We start from the raw sequence: 21,141 nt of genomic DNA on the forward strand, positions 1-21,141 counted from the left end.
ATGTCGATAAAGCAGCAGTTTTTTATCATCAAACGACAAAAGACTTTTTGGTCTACTATGCTGCTGTGCGCCCTGATTTTATTAGTCACCTTAAGTGGAACGCTAGACAAACTCAATGCACTCATTTATCTTGAGCTTAGCCAAAACCTCAATCGGCAAAATACCCAAATCGTCGTAATTGAGTCTGACAACCTCGTAGCGCAGCAAAGTGACATCATTTCAAAATTACGAGAAAATAAAGCCAAAGCCATAGTGATATTTAGCCATGTCTCTGGTGAGCAGCAGCTCTCTTTTGACAACGTGTATTTTCCATACGCCGACTCTAGATACTGTTTACCCAGCCTAGAGTCGTGGCTTGGCTATGAAATCGTCATTAAAGATGCACCAGAACACTGTAAAAGTGTTTGGCAACATGTATTCGACCCAGAGTACAAAGCACAGGGTCAATTGCTTGATTTTTCACTTGCGCCACAAGCCCTCACTAAATTTAGTGCATCACGATTGCTCTCAGATGATGTATTTTTAGCTCAGCTACAGGACAAAGTGGTGCTCGTCTCTCAGCGTCAATTAGCGTTTGCCCTCCCCGTACGAGCGCCAAAAATAGACTCTTTCAAAGACCCTATTTATCTTCACGCTTATATTGCTGATAACTTTGCTGAGCAGACCTTAGTAACTTTAATGCCTATCACATATGCTGCAGCCCTTCAGTTATTAATTTTAACGATTTTGCTCATCAGCTATCAAAGGTGCAGCTTTAACACTGGAGTATTAATCGCGTGTGCGGTTATCCTGCTTTGTATTTCCTCAGTCTATCTTAGCGTTCGTTTCTTTGATTACTTTTTGCCAGCCGGACAAATTATTTTTACCAACCTGGTTACGCTCCTATGGGTGTTCTTCTCTAGAAAATGGGTTGAGGAAATTGAATTAAATGACATCATAGGCAACGTTCAACAACGGATGATGGGACGTTACCTACCGCAAGCTTTTAGCGCGCAAAGTAGCCCTTGGGATGCAATTATCACACTGGTAAATCAGCAACTTGCCCTAAATCGTTCGATATTTCTCGCCCGTACTGAAGGCGACCATAGGCTCCATGAAATACGCGCCATTAATTGCAGTTTATCTGATATTCACGAGATGCGCAGAGACTATGAACGTCCTCCCTACTCGGACGCCATCAAAGCGTTTGGTGCTTTACATATAACGAGACCATTCTTCAATGATTTAAAAGAGGCTGAGGCCCAATATGTGGTGCCTTTGATGTATGCAGGAGATATTCGAGGCTTTTGGGCAATGACGGTTGAGCCCAATGAGTACTTTGACGAAGAACGATTCGTACAAAATGTAAATCGCTTTGCAAACCAGATAGGCGAGTTACTTTTTCACTTTCGGATCTTTGAAAATCAACAAAAAGCCAATACCAGTGCACTTACCAAAGTATTAACCTTGGCACTGCAAAAACCTTTGAGTCAACAAGTTAAATCTTCCATTGGCGACATGGAACAAAAGCTATCAACGCTTGAGCACGTATTTAACCAGATCCACACTGCGGCGATCATGTTTAACCTCTTTGGGCAAGTCGTGCAAACCAACCAAAAAATAGAAGAAATCGCCAAACACAATGAAATGTCTTTATTTGAGATGACAGCATTAGACTTGTTAGAGCGCGTCACCCACCTTGACAGTGAAAAAGCCAAAGGAAAATTACGCTATATCACCTTACAACAAGGCGAGTTATATATGCCTGCTCAATTAGGGCAAGCAACGTTTATTTTGAGTATTCGCTCATTGCGATCATCTCGCTCCACCAGCAGCATTGGCGAGCCTTTTGAAGTAGGCGGAATATTATTTGAATTTATCGATATCTCCTATCTAATTAAACAGCTAGATGACCCGGCCCTACTGTTAAAACAATTAGAAATGATGCAACCACTCGACCCTGAAGAAAATCATATTAAGGTGCAGACTTAATGGATTGGGTGCTGCAACTCTTCCCGACCGGCAGTGGCTTAGGACAGTCTGTAATTACAACAGTCTGGGTTGGCATCGCCGTTGTTTGTATGTTGAATTTACGCTTTGGATTTCCACTTACTGGACTTGTTGTTCCAGGCTACCTTGTGCCACTTTTCATAGTTACACCAATATCCGCGGTGGTTATCATCATAGAAGCGATCGTTGTTTATGCTGTCATGTTATTTAGTGCTAAAACAATCATGGAGCGCTTTGGGTTTAGCGAAATGTTTGGCAGAGACCGCTTTTTTGCCATCATCCTAATCAGCATTTTAGTCAGAGTGGTGATGGATACGCTATTTTGGCCATTAGTTGCCATGTACTTAGCACAATGGGATATCACGTTTGACTACTCCAGCCAACTCTACAGCTTGGGCCTGGTGATCATCGCTTTAACAGCAAACGTCATGTGGAATGGTGGATTTAAATATGGCATGCGGGTCACACTAATACAGCTCTTTGTGACATACCTGTTAGTCCGTTTTATGCTCATGCCCTTTACCAACTTTAGTATTGCCAATCTTGCAATCATGTATGAAGCTGTTGCGGCCTCCATTGTCGCAGCGCCCAAAGCCTATATTATTTTAGTGATCACTGCCTTTATTGCCTCTCGTGCCAACATCAAATATGGCTGGGAATTTAACGGCATCATGCTGCCTGCACTGCTCGCTTTGCAGCTCATGCAACCGACGAAATTACTCACATCCTTTGCTGAGACCGCTGTGATCCTGATACTTGGCGGCTCCATACTGACCTTCACTCGATTGCGTCATGCAAACTTTGAAGGGGCACGATTACTTTTATTTTTTTTCAATATCGGCTTTTTATACAAAATTGTCTTAAATTATGTTGTTGTACATTATTACCCGACATTAAAAGTAACTGATACCTTTGCTTTTGGTTACATGTTGTCCACCCTATTAGCGCTAAAGATTTACCAAAAAAATGCTTTAGGACTGGTGATCCGCGCAACCTTCCAAACCTCAATAGTCGGCGGATTAATTGCCATAACCACAGGCTTTTTAATCATGTTTATCCCTGCGATATTTGCAACAACGCCGGCGCAGATCAATTCAAGTGACAACACTGATATTGCGCTCAGCCAACAGATCAGCGCCTACAAAAGTTACCTTTATACGCAGCAAAGCGAGCCTGTCTCTATAAGCCAGTATCAACAGGCTCAGTCCATTCAACACTTTATGAGTGCAATTCGAGTACTTAATCGCGATAGACAAGAGCAGGAAAACGTTTTGTTAGCTAGGCGGCTATTGGCACAAGCTCAGTTTTCTTTATATGAAGACGAGCAGTACTTATATATCAAGGACACAGACACAAGCGCAGTAAGGGGCTTTTTTGCCTTATCAAAACAACCAAGTAAATCTCATATTATCAGCGTCCCCTATCCTTCAAGTGAGCGAGTCGCCAGTGATGCAGCAGGACTTTTATTTGAATTACTTGGTAGTGATGCACTGGTACTAGGAACGCAATTCACGCCTTCAATCGCAACACAGCAAGTATCCCAGCAAAGTCCCTATTATAGTGCGTTTTTCTCGGTTTTTGAGGAGCTGGAAGTACTGCAAATACGGTCAGTAAATCAATATACCCGAGTTCATTTACAATTGAGCCCCTATGGGGTAAATAGTCAATTTTGGATATTTAATCAGCTACCTACTTCATTATCTCAGAAGCAACTTACCAACCTCATGGGATTCGAGCGAGGTCAATTTGGTATATTGCACACCAGCAGCATGCCCACAGCTGATTTTAATGGAAAAATGGTTGAAGCCTATATCGATGGTGCGAGTTACTCCAACCTACTTTCAGAGGTTGTTCTTAGTACCAGCAGCGGCAGCAATGTCGCTGCCACCTTTATTGATACCAGCCTAGATGAGGTCATCGAAACCTTCGCCCCCTATATCAGTGCCAAGGGCAGCAATCACTACCAAGAGCTGACAAATAATGAAGCGGCACTCTGGGAGTTTGAAATTCTCGGTCCGCTATATAAATTAGTGGCGCAGCAATCAGATAGAGAATTTGATCAGGATGAGCTAAACCGTCTAGCCCGAATTAATCACATTGCCAATATGATGGGTTATCAGCTACAGATCGTAGATAACGACCAAGCTCAGTATATTGTCTTGGCTCCACTCGACAAACAGGAGAGTTTGCAGCAGGGTCAAGGGCTATATGTTATTAACCTGCACCCGAGTGCCATGCTCAATATCCAAGTCCCAAGACCTTTATTTGAAAGTAATACGCTAAAGTTCTCCGGTGAGCTATTTGCAAGTACTGGCGCCAAAGCACTGTCAATCGCCGGCGCGCATCCATACGCAAATGAACAAGCTAATGTCATGGCCCCAGGTAATGTGAGAAGCCTATTTAACGTCGTACACCAGAGTACGTTGCGCTACTTCGCTGAGCAGCCGATTTTAAGCTTACAAGTTCGCAGTCATAGCGCACCTTCATACGTTAGACCCAGTGCAATTGCATTTCAGTTCACAAACCCAGATGAACAACACGCTAATACATTGAAAGAATTACAATACACATTAATTGACTTAGGTGTGAATACACAAGTAGTTAGCGGACAAGTGCAAACAAGAGGGCTTGAGATTGGTACATCACCGCAATCTGGCTACCGCTTATTTAGCCCAATCAGTGAACTTGCTACATTGTGGCTGGCCTCCGATTTTAAACAACACTTTGCCATTTCAGAGCAGGCGCTCTTGCAACGCCTGCTCGCAGTATCAAGAGATCCCCAAGTAAGATCTTTAAATACCTTAGTATTGAGCCCCAATGATTGGCTACTGGACAATCCCCCCTCATTAGAGAAGGTGTTGAAACTAGCAGAACAATACTCGCAAGATCAGCACTTGCCACTGCTATCAGAGTTTTGTCAAAAGTTCCCAAAATGCCAATTACAAGCCGTGCGCATAGAGCAATCACAACAGCTTGCTCTGACCATTAAGCTACGCGATAAATTACTTGCTATTTACACCCCCACCAGCAATAAAGTGCTGACAATCAGAGACTTTAACTACGCTACAGGGGGGCTAATGCATGTATTGGATTAAAAAGCTGTTACACCTTAGCGCGACTGGATTTTTGCTCTTAGTCTTATTATGGGTGAGCTTTAATGGCGTGACATGGCTGGCATCTGCTGAGCAGTTAGAAGAGCGCAGCGAAGAAGAAACACGCTCAGTTGTGCATTGGTTACCTAGTGACAAGTACATTGCATTTAATTTTTCAGCATCCAGAACGCGCGCAGTCAGATTGCTATCAAACGCCATTTTTGAGGGACAACAAGTATTTGACGAACCTGTAAACTATGCAATCGAATATCAACTGTTTGATAGTCAGGGCGTTCAACTCAATAAACACACTTACCACCACGCATCAAAACTGGTGCTTGCAGCGCAAGAGCAGCAAGTAAAGCAAATTATAGAGGACAGACAGGCGCTGTCGGTGGCCTCTGGGCAATCGTTTTATATAGATGTGTCACGCTACCCGAATGCCAGCCAAATCAAGCTCAAACTTATCCCTGAAGAGGATACACTTAGAGGTGTTGTCGTCAGACTTCACGCCCAAACATCTACAGATACCGATGACAGTCAGCAAATATGGTTGAAGTTACCACTTGATTGGCGCGAAAGAATGCTCAATTACCATACCCTAGGGGGCAATGCGCTCGCGCCGTGGGAGCTCACCAACGCAGTACGTTATGATTGGCAAAAACTGGCGCCTCAAGGCATACCCAATATCGATTTCGTCAGTGACATCTTATACGAAACACTGCCTTATAATGTCATCACTTATGATTTTTCTGCACAACAGTGGGATCTCGATAGCTTTTACTCAGCGCCAAACCTAACAGCCACTTTTAGAGTTAAAAGTACCGCTCCCCTTTATTTTACGTCGACGGTGCCTGTCAGTACATTACGCCTCACATGGCATGACTTGAGTCAGCAACTGGCGCCGATTGAGCTAAGCGCAGTGGAGCTCGAAGATAATAACTATAAAATAGAAAATATTAGACCTGGTTTAGTGACAGTGCAATCGAGCTTGCCCGCGTTAACCCAGTGGTATCAACTCGCGCAACCAATTGCCCCCTTGCACAGTTATTACTACGTATTAACCCCAGATACCCCTGTTGATTATGCTGTTTCAGGTGGTAGTGATGTGGTCTTCGATATTCGGGATTTAACCCCTGAGAGCTCACATGCGATAGTCTCTTTATACGACGCACAAGGTCAGGTTTTTGCTCGCCACAAAATAAGTTTGGAATCGCGGCTATCACAATTTGATCGCTTAATAACACCTGAAACACTGCGCCAAGCCGTTAATGAAAGTGAAAAATATTATCTGCGCCTACCTGATGAAGCCGTAAAATTAAGAATTTCTAGCAAAACAAGTGTTGCTGTAAAGCTACAAAGCAGACATCGTGATTTTCATTATCAGAATGTGGTTTGCGAACAGCTATGCGAAAACCCTTTAACTGACTTTGTTGAAATTGGCGCTTGGTTTGCGCAAAAAGCAACCAATGAGTTTATTTTTACAGAGTTACAACAAATCCTAAAAGTACGGCTATTTGAAGCCCCGCCTTTACCAGTTATTAAAGAGACAGATTATGCATCTGAATCGCTCTTTGACAGGCACCCAATTTCGAATACCGCATTAATTTACAGCCCTGCTAACTATTTTGAGCCACCCAGTGAGCCAACACAAGTTCACTTTAGACAACTCGATGATATTCACTCAATTAACTCGGATCAGGACCCTTCTCTCAAGATCCCAAAAGTGATCGCTTTAAAACCGCAAGCCCCCACATACATTGAGTTTGATGCGACGAGCAGTACCACTGACGACTCGATCATCACCAGTGCAAGCCAAGCAAACCATTTATTTATTAACCAAGGCGAGCAGCGTCACTTTATTAAAACGCGTCTGTACAAAATCAATCGCGGCGATACTTTATCTTTAGACTATCGCGGTAAAAACAGGCCGCTATCGATTGTCATTAAGCCTTTTATTTATCCAGCAGCAAAAAATAGGCAAGCACCGCTTATTATTAATACTAGCCTTAGTGGAAGATTTAAAATCGGCATCACGGATGAATATACAGTGGCAACTAAAAGGTATGCGCTCATGCCATCGCAAGTTCCTGCATTTATGCTGCATCCGCAATCAACCAACATTGTTAGCTACCCGCCCGTTACAATAAAAATAGGAACAGATATTCAAACACTTGAAAAATTTGCGATATCGGCTGAAGATGAAATGTGGATAAGTATTTTAGAAGAACATAGCGCACAACCACTTACCCCTTTATGGTGGCAAAATGAAAATACATAAAATGATCATCGCGCTCATCAGCATTACAAGCTTTAACGGATTTGCACAATCACAATTAAGTTGGCAGCAAATTAATAGCTGGATAGCAAAGCCGAAAGCGATTGAGCCATGGGAATATCAACAGCAGGGAAAATTACGCAGCCCTGTGCATACACTGACTGCAACTTCGCCCATCAATGGCGGAGGCGCACTCATATATCGCGTGGCGGCTTCCCCTTGCTTTGTGTCTATTCCTCATCAATTTCACGACAAGTACACACTGAAAATCGGTCGCGCACTCTTTGAATCTAACTGCAATATGATGGTTTTTAATACCCATCACAGGCATAGCCAGAGCCTTGATAACCTGCCAATGGATTACTCCAAGCGAAAGCGTGGGCTGCATGTTGCTGCCGTCAAAGCCTTTCACTATGCTCACCCCAACGCCGCCATTTTTCAAATACATGGATTTAATCAAAAAAAGCGCAAATCCCCCGAAGGGAAAAAGGCTGATTTTATACTTAGCCAAGGTCGAAGCTACAATGCAAAATTGGCTAAGTTGCAGCGCTGTTTATCGGGTTTAAGTAATCATACCTATATTTATCAAAAAGATATTTTCGAGCTCGGTGGCACTAAAAACATCCTGCACAAAATAGGACTCGCCCCACATCGGTTTATTCATATCGAGATCAGTAAGCCGATGCGCAAGCGACTGATCACTCAATCAACCAGTATGGAGCAATTTAATTTATGCCTCTCATATTCACGTTGATTGCGTTTTTAAGTTTAACAAGCTCCGTTTGCCTAGCACAGACTGCCAACTTACAGGCTGATGTGCAGTGGTACGACGCCGAGACTTTAGCGCTGGAGCGCAGTGCTGCTGACATTAGTCTCACTCATCAGCAGGCTAAGTACTTATTTTTACCTGCAGGACAGTGGCTTGTAACCCCCCTTAAAAACCTTGAATCACTGGCATTTTGGCAAGGGCAAACATTAAATGCCCTTATGCAGATCACCAAACAACAGTGGCTATGCCAACAGGACATATGTCAATTAAGTGCCTCTACAAGATCGCGGGTTGTAAAAGTTTACAACCAGCAGCAAGATGGAAAGTTTGAAATATGGCGTGGCTATCAGCACTCCCACAGAGACCCCTTCCGTCGCGCAGTCAAATTTCCAATGCCAGGCAAAACCGTTGCGCTGGCACAGGAACATACCACTTTATACCCATTACATAACCAGCAAAGTGTGAAGCTGTATTTTGAGCAAGCAAAGAAGCTAAAGCTCACAGTTCATCGCGACCTGTATGACCTGCAAAAAGGCGGCAAGGTTGTCGCCTTGGTGAATGACACCCCAATCAGCATCATTAACGTCTCCGATGCACAAGCTCAGGAATATACACAACACAAACTCGGTGTTGGCAATGTCGATTATCTCGCTGTGCCAGCAAACAGTTATTTAACCTTAAAAAGCAGTACTAAAACCTGGGTTAAATTAGAGCAAATGCATCGTGCCATTTATGATCAAAATGCGGGGATAAAACATCAAGAGAAATTACTCAGCCCATACTGGGTCAATAATTTAGACCCTGCTCTACACAAAATCTACTTTGAAAACAACATCAACCAACTCACTCAATTTAAGCCTGAGAGCGCTAGCGCACTTGAGCTAAGGCGTCATCAAGATTTTATCAGCACAATATCAACGGGCACATTTTTAACACCGACCAGCAATGCCCAAAAGCCACTCACAACACACAAAAGGCTAGTTTCTGTATACCAAACCGCGAGAACAGCAAAGCAGTACTTATTCCAAAGTCAAACATCCAGCATGTTGCAATATAATCGCTTAAATAAGTCGCTCAAGTTTGATTTTAGTCAGGAGCGGAGGATCACAAACAGCGCGATTTTGTATGTCAGAGCCAATCGCGCCGCTGAGCTGATAGTAGAAATCAACGCGATGCGTCATAAAATCGCTGTGACCCCGAAACAAGGATTTGTGCCAGTTAATTTAGTCGTAGATATGGATGTAGAACAAATCACTCTTTTCTCAGCCAGTGATGCAAAAATAGATATCGCACTGCAAATTCGTACCTTACTGCCACTACCCAATAATGAGCTCCTATACACGCAGCCCGGCAAATTAGCATTTAAGAGCCCAACTATTTCCGCACTGCTTGCTCGTATCCAATCAGATAAAGCCAAAAGCTACATCAATAGTTTGTCTAACTTCAAACTACAATCAGACCCTAATAGCCCTTCTTTATCCCAATACACAAAGAGTCATTGGATGTACAAACTTGGGGAGATTGAACACTTAGCTAAACATGCGCCAACCAAAGCGCTGCCCAAACTTAGGATATTATTAAACAGCCCCTATGCAGATGTGCAGCTACGTGCTTGGCAATTGCGGTTAGCGGTTCTTACACGACTTGATCGTAACAATGCTGTACTGCGCTACTTGGGTGCTTTATTGCAAAGCTCAAATACGTTATTGAGCGACTTTGCTGCAAAAGGGTTACTAAGCCGCTACCAACAGACTAATCAAATATTTAATATCCAAGGTTTATGTGCGCTGAAGCATAGACTTAAGGGGTGTCCTCAGTTACTCACCAGTACTTTACTGTCGCAAGGTAAGCTACTTGAGACATTGTGGTTAGATCACGATCAACAACAAGTATCCAATGCACTTTTTGATAGACTGGGTTACACAACCTATGGCGGTCAGCGCCGAGATATTCAGCCAAGATATGATATTGTCCACCACAAACAAGTGCAGTTAGTAGCCGAAACAGCTGCATATAAAGCCTATAAAATAGGTGAACAGCCTGTTTCTATTACAGCCCACTCAGACATCAATATCCAAATTAGCGCCCGCAGCTTTGGCTTAGAAACTGGAGAAAACAACATCGCTTGGTTGCATGTTGATAAAGACAATGAGCTCTATTTTATGCCAATTTACAGCGACATATTGTCGACTACTTCCGTTACCAGCCCAATTGAAACGCCCTTATCTGTGGCATCCAGCAGTATGATAACGTTACGCGCTGGTGAGACTTTAACTTTGAGCAGCAAACAGACTACTTTTGCGCAGCTTCAAATCTTTGATGAAACACACTTTAACCCTTACTCAACGCAACAACTCAGTGAATTTGCATTAGGCACTTCTTTTTTAGAGTTACTGCATACCACTAACGCCCAAAACACAGCCGCATTTACTAAGTTACTCAATAACAGTTTATATAGGCTAGAAAACGCAACCCTGGCAGATCATGAGTTTACCGCATTATTCTCAAAACTAAACGGCTTGGATATTCCCGCCTCTTTGTCCAAGCTTCATGACCGTGTACAAAGTTTTGGGCACTGGGTACCACTGCAAAAATATCTTAACTACGCTGGTACTCAACTTGTCGACCTGTCCCCCATTGAAACTCGAAGTATCGCAGAACAGCTTAGTCGCCACACAGCCAAAAGAGACGATGTAAAAGGGATCACAATACGTCCTTACCACATCCTTTCACTCGATTTTAGTGAATTAAAATCAATGCAAATGCGTCTAGTGTTTCACTTTTCTGATGCGGAGCTGGTATCCAATGCAGCCACCTTAGTCGAAATCGAAACAGGCAATGGCGAGACGGCATGGCCAATTTCAGACCAACAAACTCAGTTTGGCTTGACGCAGAGTGAGTTGAGTAATGGGCTAATTAAAATACGTTGGCTAAATCCATATTTATCGCAAATACTGCAAGTAGAAGTGCAAGTTCGTCAAAATAGTCGCTGGCAAAGTATCGAGCTAGACCAGCGCCAGTTGTTTTATTATGCCACCGCATCACAATCAATCTTAGCGAAGCTCGATAAAGATGCTTTGGTTAAAATTGAACGCTTCGAGAAAAAGCAGCGTCAGGAGGATATTGGATTCTACCCTGCTGGCAATATTGAGATCCCAAGTGACTATGCGCGTCTTGCGCGATTATTTGCTTGGCGACTTAATACGAACCGTCAAAAGCTAGCAGTCGCCCCCCCTGTCACACCTCTAAAACTGAACAGAGCAGAATTGAAATTTGAGCGGCTTGCCAAGCATTTCAATGAACCGCTGATCAGTGCCAACGGCAATAGAACACATATTGAGGGGTTTATGCGCTATGACAGAGACGGCATTTTTCAAACCAATGATCCCATTAATACCGCTCACCGACTCGATTTCGGGATCCGCTTAAGAAACCGCTATCGACAGCACTGGTATCGGCTTGAGGGCGCATATCGACTCAATAATTTACGATATGAGTCTTTGGCGATTAACGGTATATACAATTGGCTAGATCACGACAGCCCTTGGTTTAGTGAAGTTGGACTCTATAACCGCTGGCAAGAAGCTGAACTTGCTCAGGAAAGCCATTTGACCAGCCACATTGACGCAACCATCGGTCAAATTTGGCGAGATGATATATCCGTGAGACATCAATGGTGGTGGCAACCCTATTACTATTACACCAGCATAGAAAAACAAGAATACCTAGACGACCCGTTTATTAGCCAAGACATGTACAATTTTTATCGCGCAAACCATATGCATGGCTGGCAAGCAGGATATCGAATTCGCTACCAACCTTGGGTAGACAGTCAATTTAGTGCGCAAATTAGCACAACCTCCAATGAAGATTGGACCAGCCTAGACACCGCAACACTAAGTGGTAATTGGCAACAATATTACGAAGGACATATTTTTACATTGGGACTCAGCAGCAGCTATGTGTTCGCGGACCAAAACCGTCCGAATGCGACTTTTCAGTACTTAACCTCATTGAGCTGGCAAACCTTATTTGATTTTAGTGAACAAACTGCAGGGTGGATCAGTCTTAATTGGACACAAGATTGGTTTAGAAACAACCATAACATACGCTTTGAGGTGACTTTAGGTAACCTACAAAATACAGGCTTTGCGCCTTTTGCACATGATGAAATTATTTTTGAATCACTACAACTAACACACTTCCTAGAGCAAGATATTAATGGCAGATAAAACGTTAAAACGACAGCTTCAAGATCTCTTATTTGCCGACACAGAACAATTTTGGCTCAACCTATATCAGCACAAATATCAAACTCTCGTGGACGAATTAGCTGATTGGGAGCTAGTAAAAAACAAACCAGAACAAGAACAAATATCATATTGGCAACTATTACAAACGATTGCGTTTTTACGCCATAAAATTGAAAGTCATCATGGTAATTTACAAGCCATCGAGGCCGACTATAAAAGTTTCATTGAACGATTAAACAAAGCCGAGTTAAAAGCAGAAAGAGAATTACACATTTTAAAGTATGCGGAGCAACTCGGTGCTTCACGATTAGAATTGCAAAAAGACAAGTTGGCCTTTTCACGCTGGTTCGATGAAGGCGCAGTCATCGCGCGCTATCAGTCCAAAGTGTCTGAAATTGAACAAGACTTAAAATTTTTAATTGCAAAACTTGGGGCGCTGACAAACCGCTACCTACGTTCGAGTAAAGATGACCTGAATACCGCTTGGCAAAAGCTAGACTTACAGCCGTTTTTTATTCATTTACTGGCGCACAGTAACAGCCTGCATATTCGTCACGGCATGATCCGTGCTCTGGTTAACCAAGTTTCTCTTATTCATGAATTTAGTGCCGATCCTGAGCTAGATGCTGAGTTGGTAGCGCAACTTATTGAGCTTTTGGAGGCTGACAATACACCTTACCTCGCCATCATAGATATACTGGAAATATTGATACACCAAAGACCGACGTTTATTCGCAGCTTTATGTGGGCAAAAGTTGCAGAGTCTGTAAATGACTTTCCAGACAAACCAAAAAATAATGATCAGTTATTTATCTTAGCTGCTATGCCAAAAGTGCTGATACAGCAAAGAGCTTTAACAGACTCCGACATAAAGCTGATACTGCAGCTTAGCACTCACCCATACCACAGAGTAAGGCAAGCAACGATAGAGTGTATACCAAGCTACGAAAATGAGTTTGCCACTCAATTATTAGAAAGCAGATTTCGCTACGAAACAGAAAACGCGATACGCTTTACGCTCATTAAGCAGTTAACTGCCGCCAGATTTAGCGAAAATGGGCTTGCTTTCAAACACTGGAAGCGCTGTCTACAAGGTGAAGAAAGCTTCGAGATAAAGCGCATCATTTTAGAGCAAAGCGCCCGACTGATGCTTAATATGCAACTAGAAACAGATCAACCTGAGTCTATTTTTAAACAATTCATTGATGTGCTCAATTTGCAATTAGAACAAGATCCTAGTACCGCTGTCAGACGCTTCATTACCAGAACTCGAGAGCAACTAAACAGTTTTTATATACAAGAACTTATTGTGAGTATCGAAGATCAGCTGGCGCTAGGAGAGACCGTCACACTTTCCACTGATGCCGCTCATGAAGAAATCGGCAGAGCACTGAGTTTCATTGCCCAATCCGAGCTTGGCTTTAATGGCTATCAACAAGGTGATAAATGGCAGATCCACAATGGCACGTTAAAGGGGCGACGATTTTGGCGGATCTGGCATGAGTTTTTTACACCAAGCACAGATAAACGACAAAGTTATAGTCATACTAAAGCGCAAAAACCCTCTGCAGAGCTACATGTCACTAGCTGCTCAACTGCTGAGATCAGTGAAACCAATGTACCCGGTGAAGCACTTTATAACTTAGAAGAGCATAGCGCAAGGCCCTATTTACCATTACCTGACTATTTGCTTTCTATCCTGAGTCAAGATCAATTGCCTGCGCAAGCTAAAAGTTACACACCTGATGGCATTTTATTGATCACACGTCCACATAAACTCATTCAACGTATACGAGCCTATTGGCAAATCTCTATTAAGTTTTCTTCACTGGACCGCCTGAGAAAAGGCGGAGAGCTTGAGCAGCAAAACTACTTAGACGCGATTAGAAAGCTTGGATTTCAAATTGAGTTTATCGGCTATGGATCCACGCACACAGCCCAATTCCCAGTTGAAAGCGGCATTCGACAATTGTTTAGTCGAACGTCCATTACCACAGCACTGATTAATATTGGCTTAGGATTTAAAGAGTATTTATATTCCATCTATCAAAATAGCATTGGTCAATTGGTGTTTTTTGTCTGCGCCTTTATGGCCTATTTTTGGTCTCGTCATATTAAAGTGAGCCAAAATATACAGCGTAATCGAAAACATATTCCTATCTCTATTGGCGGTTGGGGAACACGTGGTAAATCAGGGACAGAAAGATTAAAGGCGGCACTGTTTAGCAGTATCGCGCTAAAAGTGATCACCAAAACGACTGGTTGCGAAGCCATGATGATATACACCACCAGCAATGGAGAGCAACATGAGCTGCCATTATTCAGGCCTTTCGATAAAGCCAGTATTTGGGAGCAAAGCGACGTATTGGCATTTGCTAAATCAGTAAAGGCAGACGTGTTTTTATGGGAATGTATGGGACTGACGCCAAGATATGTGCGGATCTTACGTCGCTGGATGAATGACAACTTCGCGACAATTACCAATGCTTATCCAGATCATGAAGATATTTTAGGTCCAACGGGTTTAGATGTCGCCACTGAAATGTCGTCGTTTATTGGCTCAAACACCCAAGTATTTACCGCTGAGCAAAGCATGTATCCTGTGCTAAATAAGTCGGCAGAACAAAAAGATTCGACACTTATTCAAGTGCATTGGGGTGAAGGGTTCCAAATCACGGATGACATTCGTGCACTCTACCCCTATGAGGAACACCCAGATAACATCGCACTGGTATGCAAAATGGCGCAGTATATAGGCATAAATAAAGATTATGTGTTTAAAGAAACTGCCGAACGCATCGTGCCCGATATTGGTGTATTACAGCATTTTGAGCCAGCCCCCATCGGGACCCTCACCCAGTCTTTTGTGAATAGTATGTCAGCCAATGAACGCCTTGCTACAATAGAGAATTGGCGACGCTTAAATTTGTTTGGTCAAAGCCAGCAGCCCAAAATTCAAACTATTGCGCTCATCAATAATCGTAATGATCGCATTGCACGTACTAAGGTGTTTGCACAAATACTCATTGAAGATCTCACCTTTGATTATATCGTCGTTATCGGCACTAATGTGGATGGCTTTCTCGCTTACTTTAACCAAGCATTGAGCGCACGTATTGCACGTATTATTGCCAATAATGACCGAGAAGATCTCGCCAAACTACTCGAACAGTTTAAATGCTTAGTCTCTGATCAAATGCTCTGTGATAAGTTAAATGCGCTACTCCCAAATACACAGTTGGACTGTGAGACGCTTCAGGACAAATCCCAAATGGCAGCATTTTTTGAGCAGCACGTAGATAGTGGACGTCAGCGCCGTTATTTTAATCACTTAGTTGAAAGCTGGCATTTGGCCAATGACATAATGTCCATAGAGGATTTGCAAGCACACGCTAAAGAAATAAGCGACCACTTAAATACACTACTTGCGGCGCGCACGCGGCTAATTGAAAACCCCTACATTAGCGCCGATGAACTCACTCGAAAAATCGCCAAGCTCGGATTAGATGGGCAACATCAACTTATTGTGGGTATGCAAAACATAAAAGGCGCCGGCCTTAACTATGTTTATGCATGGCAAAAATGGCATCATCTACATCAAACTTGCGATCATTTGTTAGATCACCACATCAGCCAAGCACAGTTTAGACAAGGGTTGATGAAACTCGCACAAACCTCACGGATCGGCGTAATAGAGCAAGACTATTTTAATGACTTTCTTGGTAAGCTCAGTAAATTACCCCATGCTCAAAACGAATTTAGTCAGGCTGAAATCGCCCACCTTAAAGAGCGCCTGCAAAGTAAAGATCCCAAATCAAACAGTGAGGAAGAAGAGATAAAACAAAATCGTGCCACTCGTTTTGTCTTGCAAGTCGTGGAGTCTTTTTTAGATGCAGGTGCTGCTGTGAAGCGTAAAAAAACAGCCCAACAAGTTTATAAAGACATCGCATCACAACGCATCACGCTCGAAAAAGCCATTGCAGTTTTGGCCGCACTCAATCGTAGCCAAAAGCCAGGCTGGTTGGCCCTTCAACAGAAACGAAAAAGAATTCCAAGCTCTAAAAATTAGTACTTTTTAACTAATTTCATATGGAGTTAAATTTAAGGAATAATAAATTCCAGTCATTTTTTGTATTTTAATTGACCTGAGCATTCAAAACTAGGAAAATAAGATTAGACAAAATAAATTCACATTAACACTTTACTAACAACGGATGTTATGTAATCAAGTTGGGAGTAATATATGAAGCTATCCACGTCATCTGTATTATTAATTACTGCATTGACAGCAAGCCAGAATGTTCTGGCAGATAATAATCTAATTGCCAATGGTTCATTTGAACAATCAGGAAATATTTCAGGGACTTGGAAACTCTTCAATAACCTTTCAGGCTGGCAGCGTACAGGCGCACGCTTTGAAATTCAAACCGATAGACTCGGTCTTATTACACCACAAGATGGTTCACAATATTTAGAATTAGACTCAACCAGCAACTATACCGCGTATCAAAACATTGCTACCGAAGCTGGTAAGCGTTATGTGGTCAGTTTTTATTACTCTCCGAGAGTACGCAACAACTCCCATACAAATCAAGCAACGGTTACGTGGAATGGTCAAGTTATCGCTAATTTAAATGGCACTAACCGAGGTTGGCAGCACGTAACAGTCACGGTAACTGCCGACAGTGCCCAGAGCACACTGGCGTTTTCTGGTAGCGGCACCTCAGATTCAAACGGTGCCTTATTAGATAATGTATCAGTGACGGCAGATTGCGTTACTGGTTTGTTTGGCATTAACAACTATGGCAGTGCAGGTGATGGATATATTTTCAATTTCAATTTAGACACCATGACTTACAGCAAAGTTGCTGGCGTGTCTCATACCGCGTCAAATATCGCGAGCAAAGACGGCGTGTTGTATTTCATGGAACAAAATAACAATCAAACAAAAGCCTCTACATTATGGTCACTTGATTTAAGTGGTAATGTTGAGACAGCTGTTGCCAATGCGACATCATGGCCTATTTATCGCTCTGCAGTTAGTGACGACGGTATACACCTTCGCGCTACGAGTAAAACCTACATGTATGACTACAATCTGCAAACGGGTGAAAAGACTGTACTAGGTAAGCTGAAATACACAGGCGATGACTTTAGTCACGGCGATATCGCTTACTCAGCTGACAACAACACGCTATACGTATTAACCGGTAAAGCGCTATATACGTTAGATACCGCAGACATGAGCCTCACTAAAATTGGCGAACATGGCGTAAATTGGGCGTCTGGCCTTGCCATTTCGGACACTGGCACCTTGTACGTGTCAGGCCGCCAGAGTGGTCAGAATGCAAAAATTTATTCACTTAATCCAAATACAGCAGTCGCGACAGAGCTGATGGAAGGCCCAGCGCATATTAATGACCTAACTTTTGTCGATAATTACTGTCGTTAATATTTATTAATCTTAAAAACCAGCCTCTTGGCTGGTTTTTTTATGCCAAGACGCCTCTAAACCTATCTGGTAAGGCTTCCCCATAGCCACCTTGCTGGGTATACTGACGCGTTTTTCGTGAATAGTTAGTCAATACTGACTTCGTACGTAGAGCTTTTGGGAACTGGCCTCCCAATTAAAAACAGACAAATTCACACTTATATAAGTATAAATTTGCCGATGATATAAAGGCCATACAACACACATGTGATAAATCTGGAAGTAATAAATATGAATTCAATACCTAATCGAGGTGAGTTTTTAGGCCATCCTAAGGGTCTATTCTTACTATTCGGCACGGAGATGTGGGAGCGATTTGGCTACTACGGTATGCGTGCAATTTTAGTACTTTATCTAGTAGCTCAGGTACAAAGTGGAGGTTTTGGCTGGACGAATGCCGACGCACTTAGCTTATACGGCACCTTTACTATGGCCGTATACTTAACTCCGCTATTTGGCGGCTGGCTAGCAGATAACGTACTGGGACAACGCAAAGCCATCATCATCGGTGGTATTTTAATGGCGGCAGGTCATTTCATCATGGGTATTCCACACAGTGTGGTCGCAGGCCAAGAAGAAAATGTCTTCTATATTGGTCTTACATTACTGTGTATCGGTAACGGTTTATTCAAGCCAAATATCTCTACTATGGTGGGTGACTTATATGAAGAAGGTGACAAACGTCGTGATGGCGCATTCACCATCTTCTACATGGGCATTAACTTAGGTGGCGCATTAGGCCCACTGGTCGCAGGCTATGTTGCATCTGAAATAAACTGGCAAGCCGGTTTTGTTGCGGCAGGTATTGGTATGGTGATCTCTGTCGTCATGCAAATGCTACTAAGTCAAAAATACTTGGGTGATATTGGTGTCATTCCAGCTGCGAAGTTATCACAACAGCAGTCAGAATCTGGTACAAAAGAGCCATTAACTAAAGTGGAAAAAGATCGTATTCGCGTGATCTTTACCATGTCTGTATTTAGTATTATTTTTTGGATGGGCTTTGAGCAAGCCGGTGGTTTGATGAACCTATTCGCCAATGATTATACAGATCGCATGCTGATGGGCTTTGAAATTCCAGCGTCTTGGTTCCAATCTTTAAACTCCATTTTCATCATCATCTTTGCGCCTATTGTCGCCATGATATGGTTAAAGCTTGATAAACGAGAGCCAAACTCTCCGGTGAAGTTTGCAATTGGCCTGGTTTTCTTAGCACTTGGCTTCTTAACTATGATGCTGGCACTAATGACAGAAGGCGCAGCAGCCGGTGGTACTTTGCAGATCAGCATGATGTGGTTAGTACTATTTTATTTGTTCCACACCCTAGGTGAACTCTGCCTGTCTCCAATTGGCTTATCCATGGTGAGTAAACTGGCACCACTTCGCCTTGCATCACTGCTTATGGGTATTTGGTTTCTATGTACGGCAGTCGCAAATAAAATAGCCGGCTTTGTCGGTTCGTTCATTGGCGAAGGCCAAGAAGCAATGGGGAACGCAATGGGTATCTTTATTGGTTTAGGTGCAACAGCACTCATTTCTGCACTGGCGATGTACTTGCTCAGTAACAAGCTGGTTGACTGGATGCATGGTGCTGAGGGGGACAATGAGCCCCACACCCAAGCTCACTATCTTGAAAAAGAGCTCGAAGTCACTGGCGAAAGACAGTAACCCATAAATAAAATTTACGAAAAAGCCGCACTTTTCAGCACGGCTTTTTCATATCTCAACCCTTAAATGTACAATTAAGTTTACAGACAAACCCTTAATTACCTCTTTGATTCACATCGCGCATATAACTGTAGACTTCTTGAACAATCATATAAAAAATAAAAAAGCACTATAAAATCATAACCTTGAATTTATATCTCTTTCTAAAATGTGTTAATTAACAACCTAATTTTCAGTTTAATTACAGCTTTTCAATCTAAAAAAATTGTCTGTTTTCATTTTGTCTTAAAACGGCACCAAATGTGCAATCAAATTTACAAAACAGCCATGAGTGAATTGATGTTGAAACCTTTCACTTTAGGTCATTTTGATTAATTATCCACTGCATAAATTACAACAAGCAATCCAGTGCTTAATGCAGGAGAATGACAATGAGTGAAGTAAATAATCCTCTTGGCCTTGTAGGTATCGAATTTACTGAATACGCAACCCCAGACGCAGATTACATGGACAAAATCTTTGCTGATTTTGGTTTCTCTAAACTTAAAAAGTTTAAAGGTAAAGACATCGTTCATTACAACCAGAACGAGATCCATTTCCTTCTAAACAACGAGCGTGGCGGTTTCTCTGCCGAGTTTGCTAAGTCACACGGTCCTGCTATTTGTTCAATGGGCTGGCGTGTAGAAGACGCACAAAAAGCATTTGATATTGCTGTAGAGCGTGGTGCAAAACCAGCGACTGATTCTGCAAACAAAGACCTACCATACCCTGCTATTTACGGTATTGGTGACAGCCTTATTTACTTCATCGATGTATTCGGTGATAAAGGCTCTATCTTTGAAAATGATTTTGAAGACCTAGAAGAGCAAAACATTGTTGAAGACAAAGGTTTCATCCGCATTGACCACCTAACTAACAATGTTTACAAAGGTACAATGGAAACATGGGCAAACTTCTATAAAGGCGTATTTGGCTTTGAAGAAGTGCGTTACTTCGACATCAAAGGTCAGAAGACTGCGCTACTTTCTTACGCACTTAAGTCACCTTGTGGTACTTTCTCGATTCCAATCAATGAAGGTAAAGATGACAACAACAACCAGATCGATGAGTACCTAGATGAGTACAACGGTCCGGGCGTACAGCACCTTGCATTCTTAACAAACGACCTTGTTGGCTCTCTAGATAAGCTAGACAAAACAAACATCGCGACTTTAGATATTGTTGATCACTACTACGATACAATTTTCGACCGTGTACCTTGGGTTGCTGAAGATAAGCAAAAGATCAAAGAGCACCAGATCCTAGTAGATAGCCAGAGCGAAAACTGCTACCTACTTCAAATCTTCACCAAGAACCTGTTCGGTCCTATCTTCATCGAGATGATCCAACGTGTTGATGACGGTGGCTTTGGTGAAGGTAACTTCCAGGCTCTATTTGAGTCAATTGAACGTGACCAAGAGCGTCGTGGTGTGATTTAATCACTTACCAGTTAAGACAAAATAAAAAGCAGCTTTTCTAAGCTGCTTTTGCTATTTAAACTTGGCCATATTCTGGCGAAAGCACAAATAAAAATGCATAGTCATATGCAGCTTGTAGAAAAA

The 21,141-nt window shown here is 42.5% G+C and carries 9 protein-coding genes; all 9 read left to right on the forward strand.

What is annotated here, in order from left to right; genetic code table 11:
• The 9 genes from N477_RS06870 (at position 1) to hppD (ending at position 21,018) form a co-directional block, all read left to right on the forward strand.
• The gene (locus N477_RS06870) at positions 1-1,971 is read left to right on the forward strand and encodes a hypothetical protein (RefSeq protein ID WP_063361769.1); all 1,971 of its coding nucleotides are present in this window, start codon (positions 1-3) and stop codon (positions 1,969-1,971) included.
• Positions 1,971-5,084: a poly-gamma-glutamate biosynthesis protein PgsC/CapC gene (locus tag N477_RS06875; protein WP_063361770.1), complete on the forward strand. Its 3,114-nt coding sequence runs from the start codon at positions 1,971-1,973 to the stop codon at positions 5,082-5,084. The genes N477_RS06870 and N477_RS06875 overlap by 1 nt, the downstream gene beginning before the upstream one ends.
• Positions 5,071-7,362, forward strand: coding sequence for a hypothetical protein (locus tag N477_RS26285; protein WP_063361771.1), 2,292 nt, complete (start codon positions 5,071-5,073; stop codon positions 7,360-7,362). Before N477_RS06875 ends, N477_RS26285 begins: the two co-directional genes overlap by 14 nt.
• Complete coding sequence (locus tag N477_RS06885) at positions 7,349-8,113, forward strand: hypothetical protein (protein WP_081216447.1); 765 nt, start codon at positions 7,349-7,351, stop codon at positions 8,111-8,113. The genes N477_RS26285 and N477_RS06885 overlap by 14 nt, the downstream gene beginning before the upstream one ends.
• The gene (locus tag N477_RS06890; RefSeq protein ID WP_063361772.1) at positions 8,092-12,360 is read left to right on the forward strand and encodes a hypothetical protein; all 4,269 of its coding nucleotides are present in this window, start codon (positions 8,092-8,094) and stop codon (positions 12,358-12,360) included. Before N477_RS06885 ends, N477_RS06890 begins: the two co-directional genes overlap by 22 nt.
• On the forward strand, positions 12,350-16,450 hold the full coding sequence (locus tag N477_RS06895) for a hypothetical protein (RefSeq protein WP_063361773.1): 4,101 nt from the start codon (positions 12,350-12,352) through the stop codon (positions 16,448-16,450). Before N477_RS06890 ends, N477_RS06895 begins: the two co-directional genes overlap by 11 nt.
• 174 nt (positions 16,451-16,624) lie before the next feature.
• The gene (locus N477_RS06900) at positions 16,625-17,833 is read left to right on the forward strand and encodes a DUF642 domain-containing protein (protein ID WP_063361774.1); all 1,209 of its coding nucleotides are present in this window, start codon (positions 16,625-16,627) and stop codon (positions 17,831-17,833) included.
• A 270-nt stretch (positions 17,834-18,103) separates the two neighbouring features.
• Positions 18,104-19,540, forward strand: a complete 1,437-nt coding sequence (locus tag N477_RS06905) for a peptide MFS transporter (protein WP_063361775.1) — start codon at positions 18,104-18,106, stop codon at positions 19,538-19,540.
• Between the two features lie 431 nt (positions 19,541-19,971).
• The gene (hppD, locus tag N477_RS06910) at positions 19,972-21,018 is read left to right on the forward strand and encodes a 4-hydroxyphenylpyruvate dioxygenase (protein ID WP_039611556.1); all 1,047 of its coding nucleotides are present in this window, start codon (positions 19,972-19,974) and stop codon (positions 21,016-21,018) included.
• Positions 21,019-21,141 lie beyond the last annotated feature (123 nt).

The sequence above is a fragment of the Pseudoalteromonas luteoviolacea H33-S genome (genome assembly GCF_001625695.1).
GTDB lineage: Bacteria > Pseudomonadota > Gammaproteobacteria > Enterobacterales > Alteromonadaceae > Pseudoalteromonas > Pseudoalteromonas luteoviolacea_B.

Bases quoted from the DNA above. Each gene is read 5' to 3' on its own strand.
- N477_RS06895 (WP_063361773.1), top strand. From the start codon at position 12,350: ATGGCAGATAAAACGTTAAAACGACAGCTTCAAGATCTCTTATTTGCC.
- N477_RS26285 (WP_063361771.1), top strand. From the start codon at position 5,071: ATGTATTGGATTAAAAAGCTGTTACACCTTAGCGCGACTGGATTTTTG.
- N477_RS06875 (WP_063361770.1), top strand. From the start codon at position 1,971: ATGGATTGGGTGCTGCAACTCTTCCCGACCGGCAGTGGCTTAGGACAG.
- N477_RS06905 (WP_063361775.1), top strand. From the start codon at position 18,104: ATGAATTCAATACCTAATCGAGGTGAGTTTTTAGGCCATCCTAAGGGT.
- N477_RS06870 (WP_063361769.1), top strand. From the start codon at position 1: ATGTCGATAAAGCAGCAGTTTTTTATCATCAAACGACAAAAGACTTTT.
- N477_RS06890 (WP_063361772.1), top strand. From the start codon at position 8,092: ATGCCTCTCATATTCACGTTGATTGCGTTTTTAAGTTTAACAAGCTCC.
- N477_RS06885 (WP_081216447.1), top strand. From the start codon at position 7,349: ATGAAAATACATAAAATGATCATCGCGCTCATCAGCATTACAAGCTTT.
- hppD (WP_039611556.1), top strand. From the start codon at position 19,972: ATGAGTGAAGTAAATAATCCTCTTGGCCTTGTAGGTATCGAATTTACT.
- N477_RS06900 (WP_063361774.1), top strand. From the start codon at position 16,625: ATGAAGCTATCCACGTCATCTGTATTATTAATTACTGCATTGACAGCA.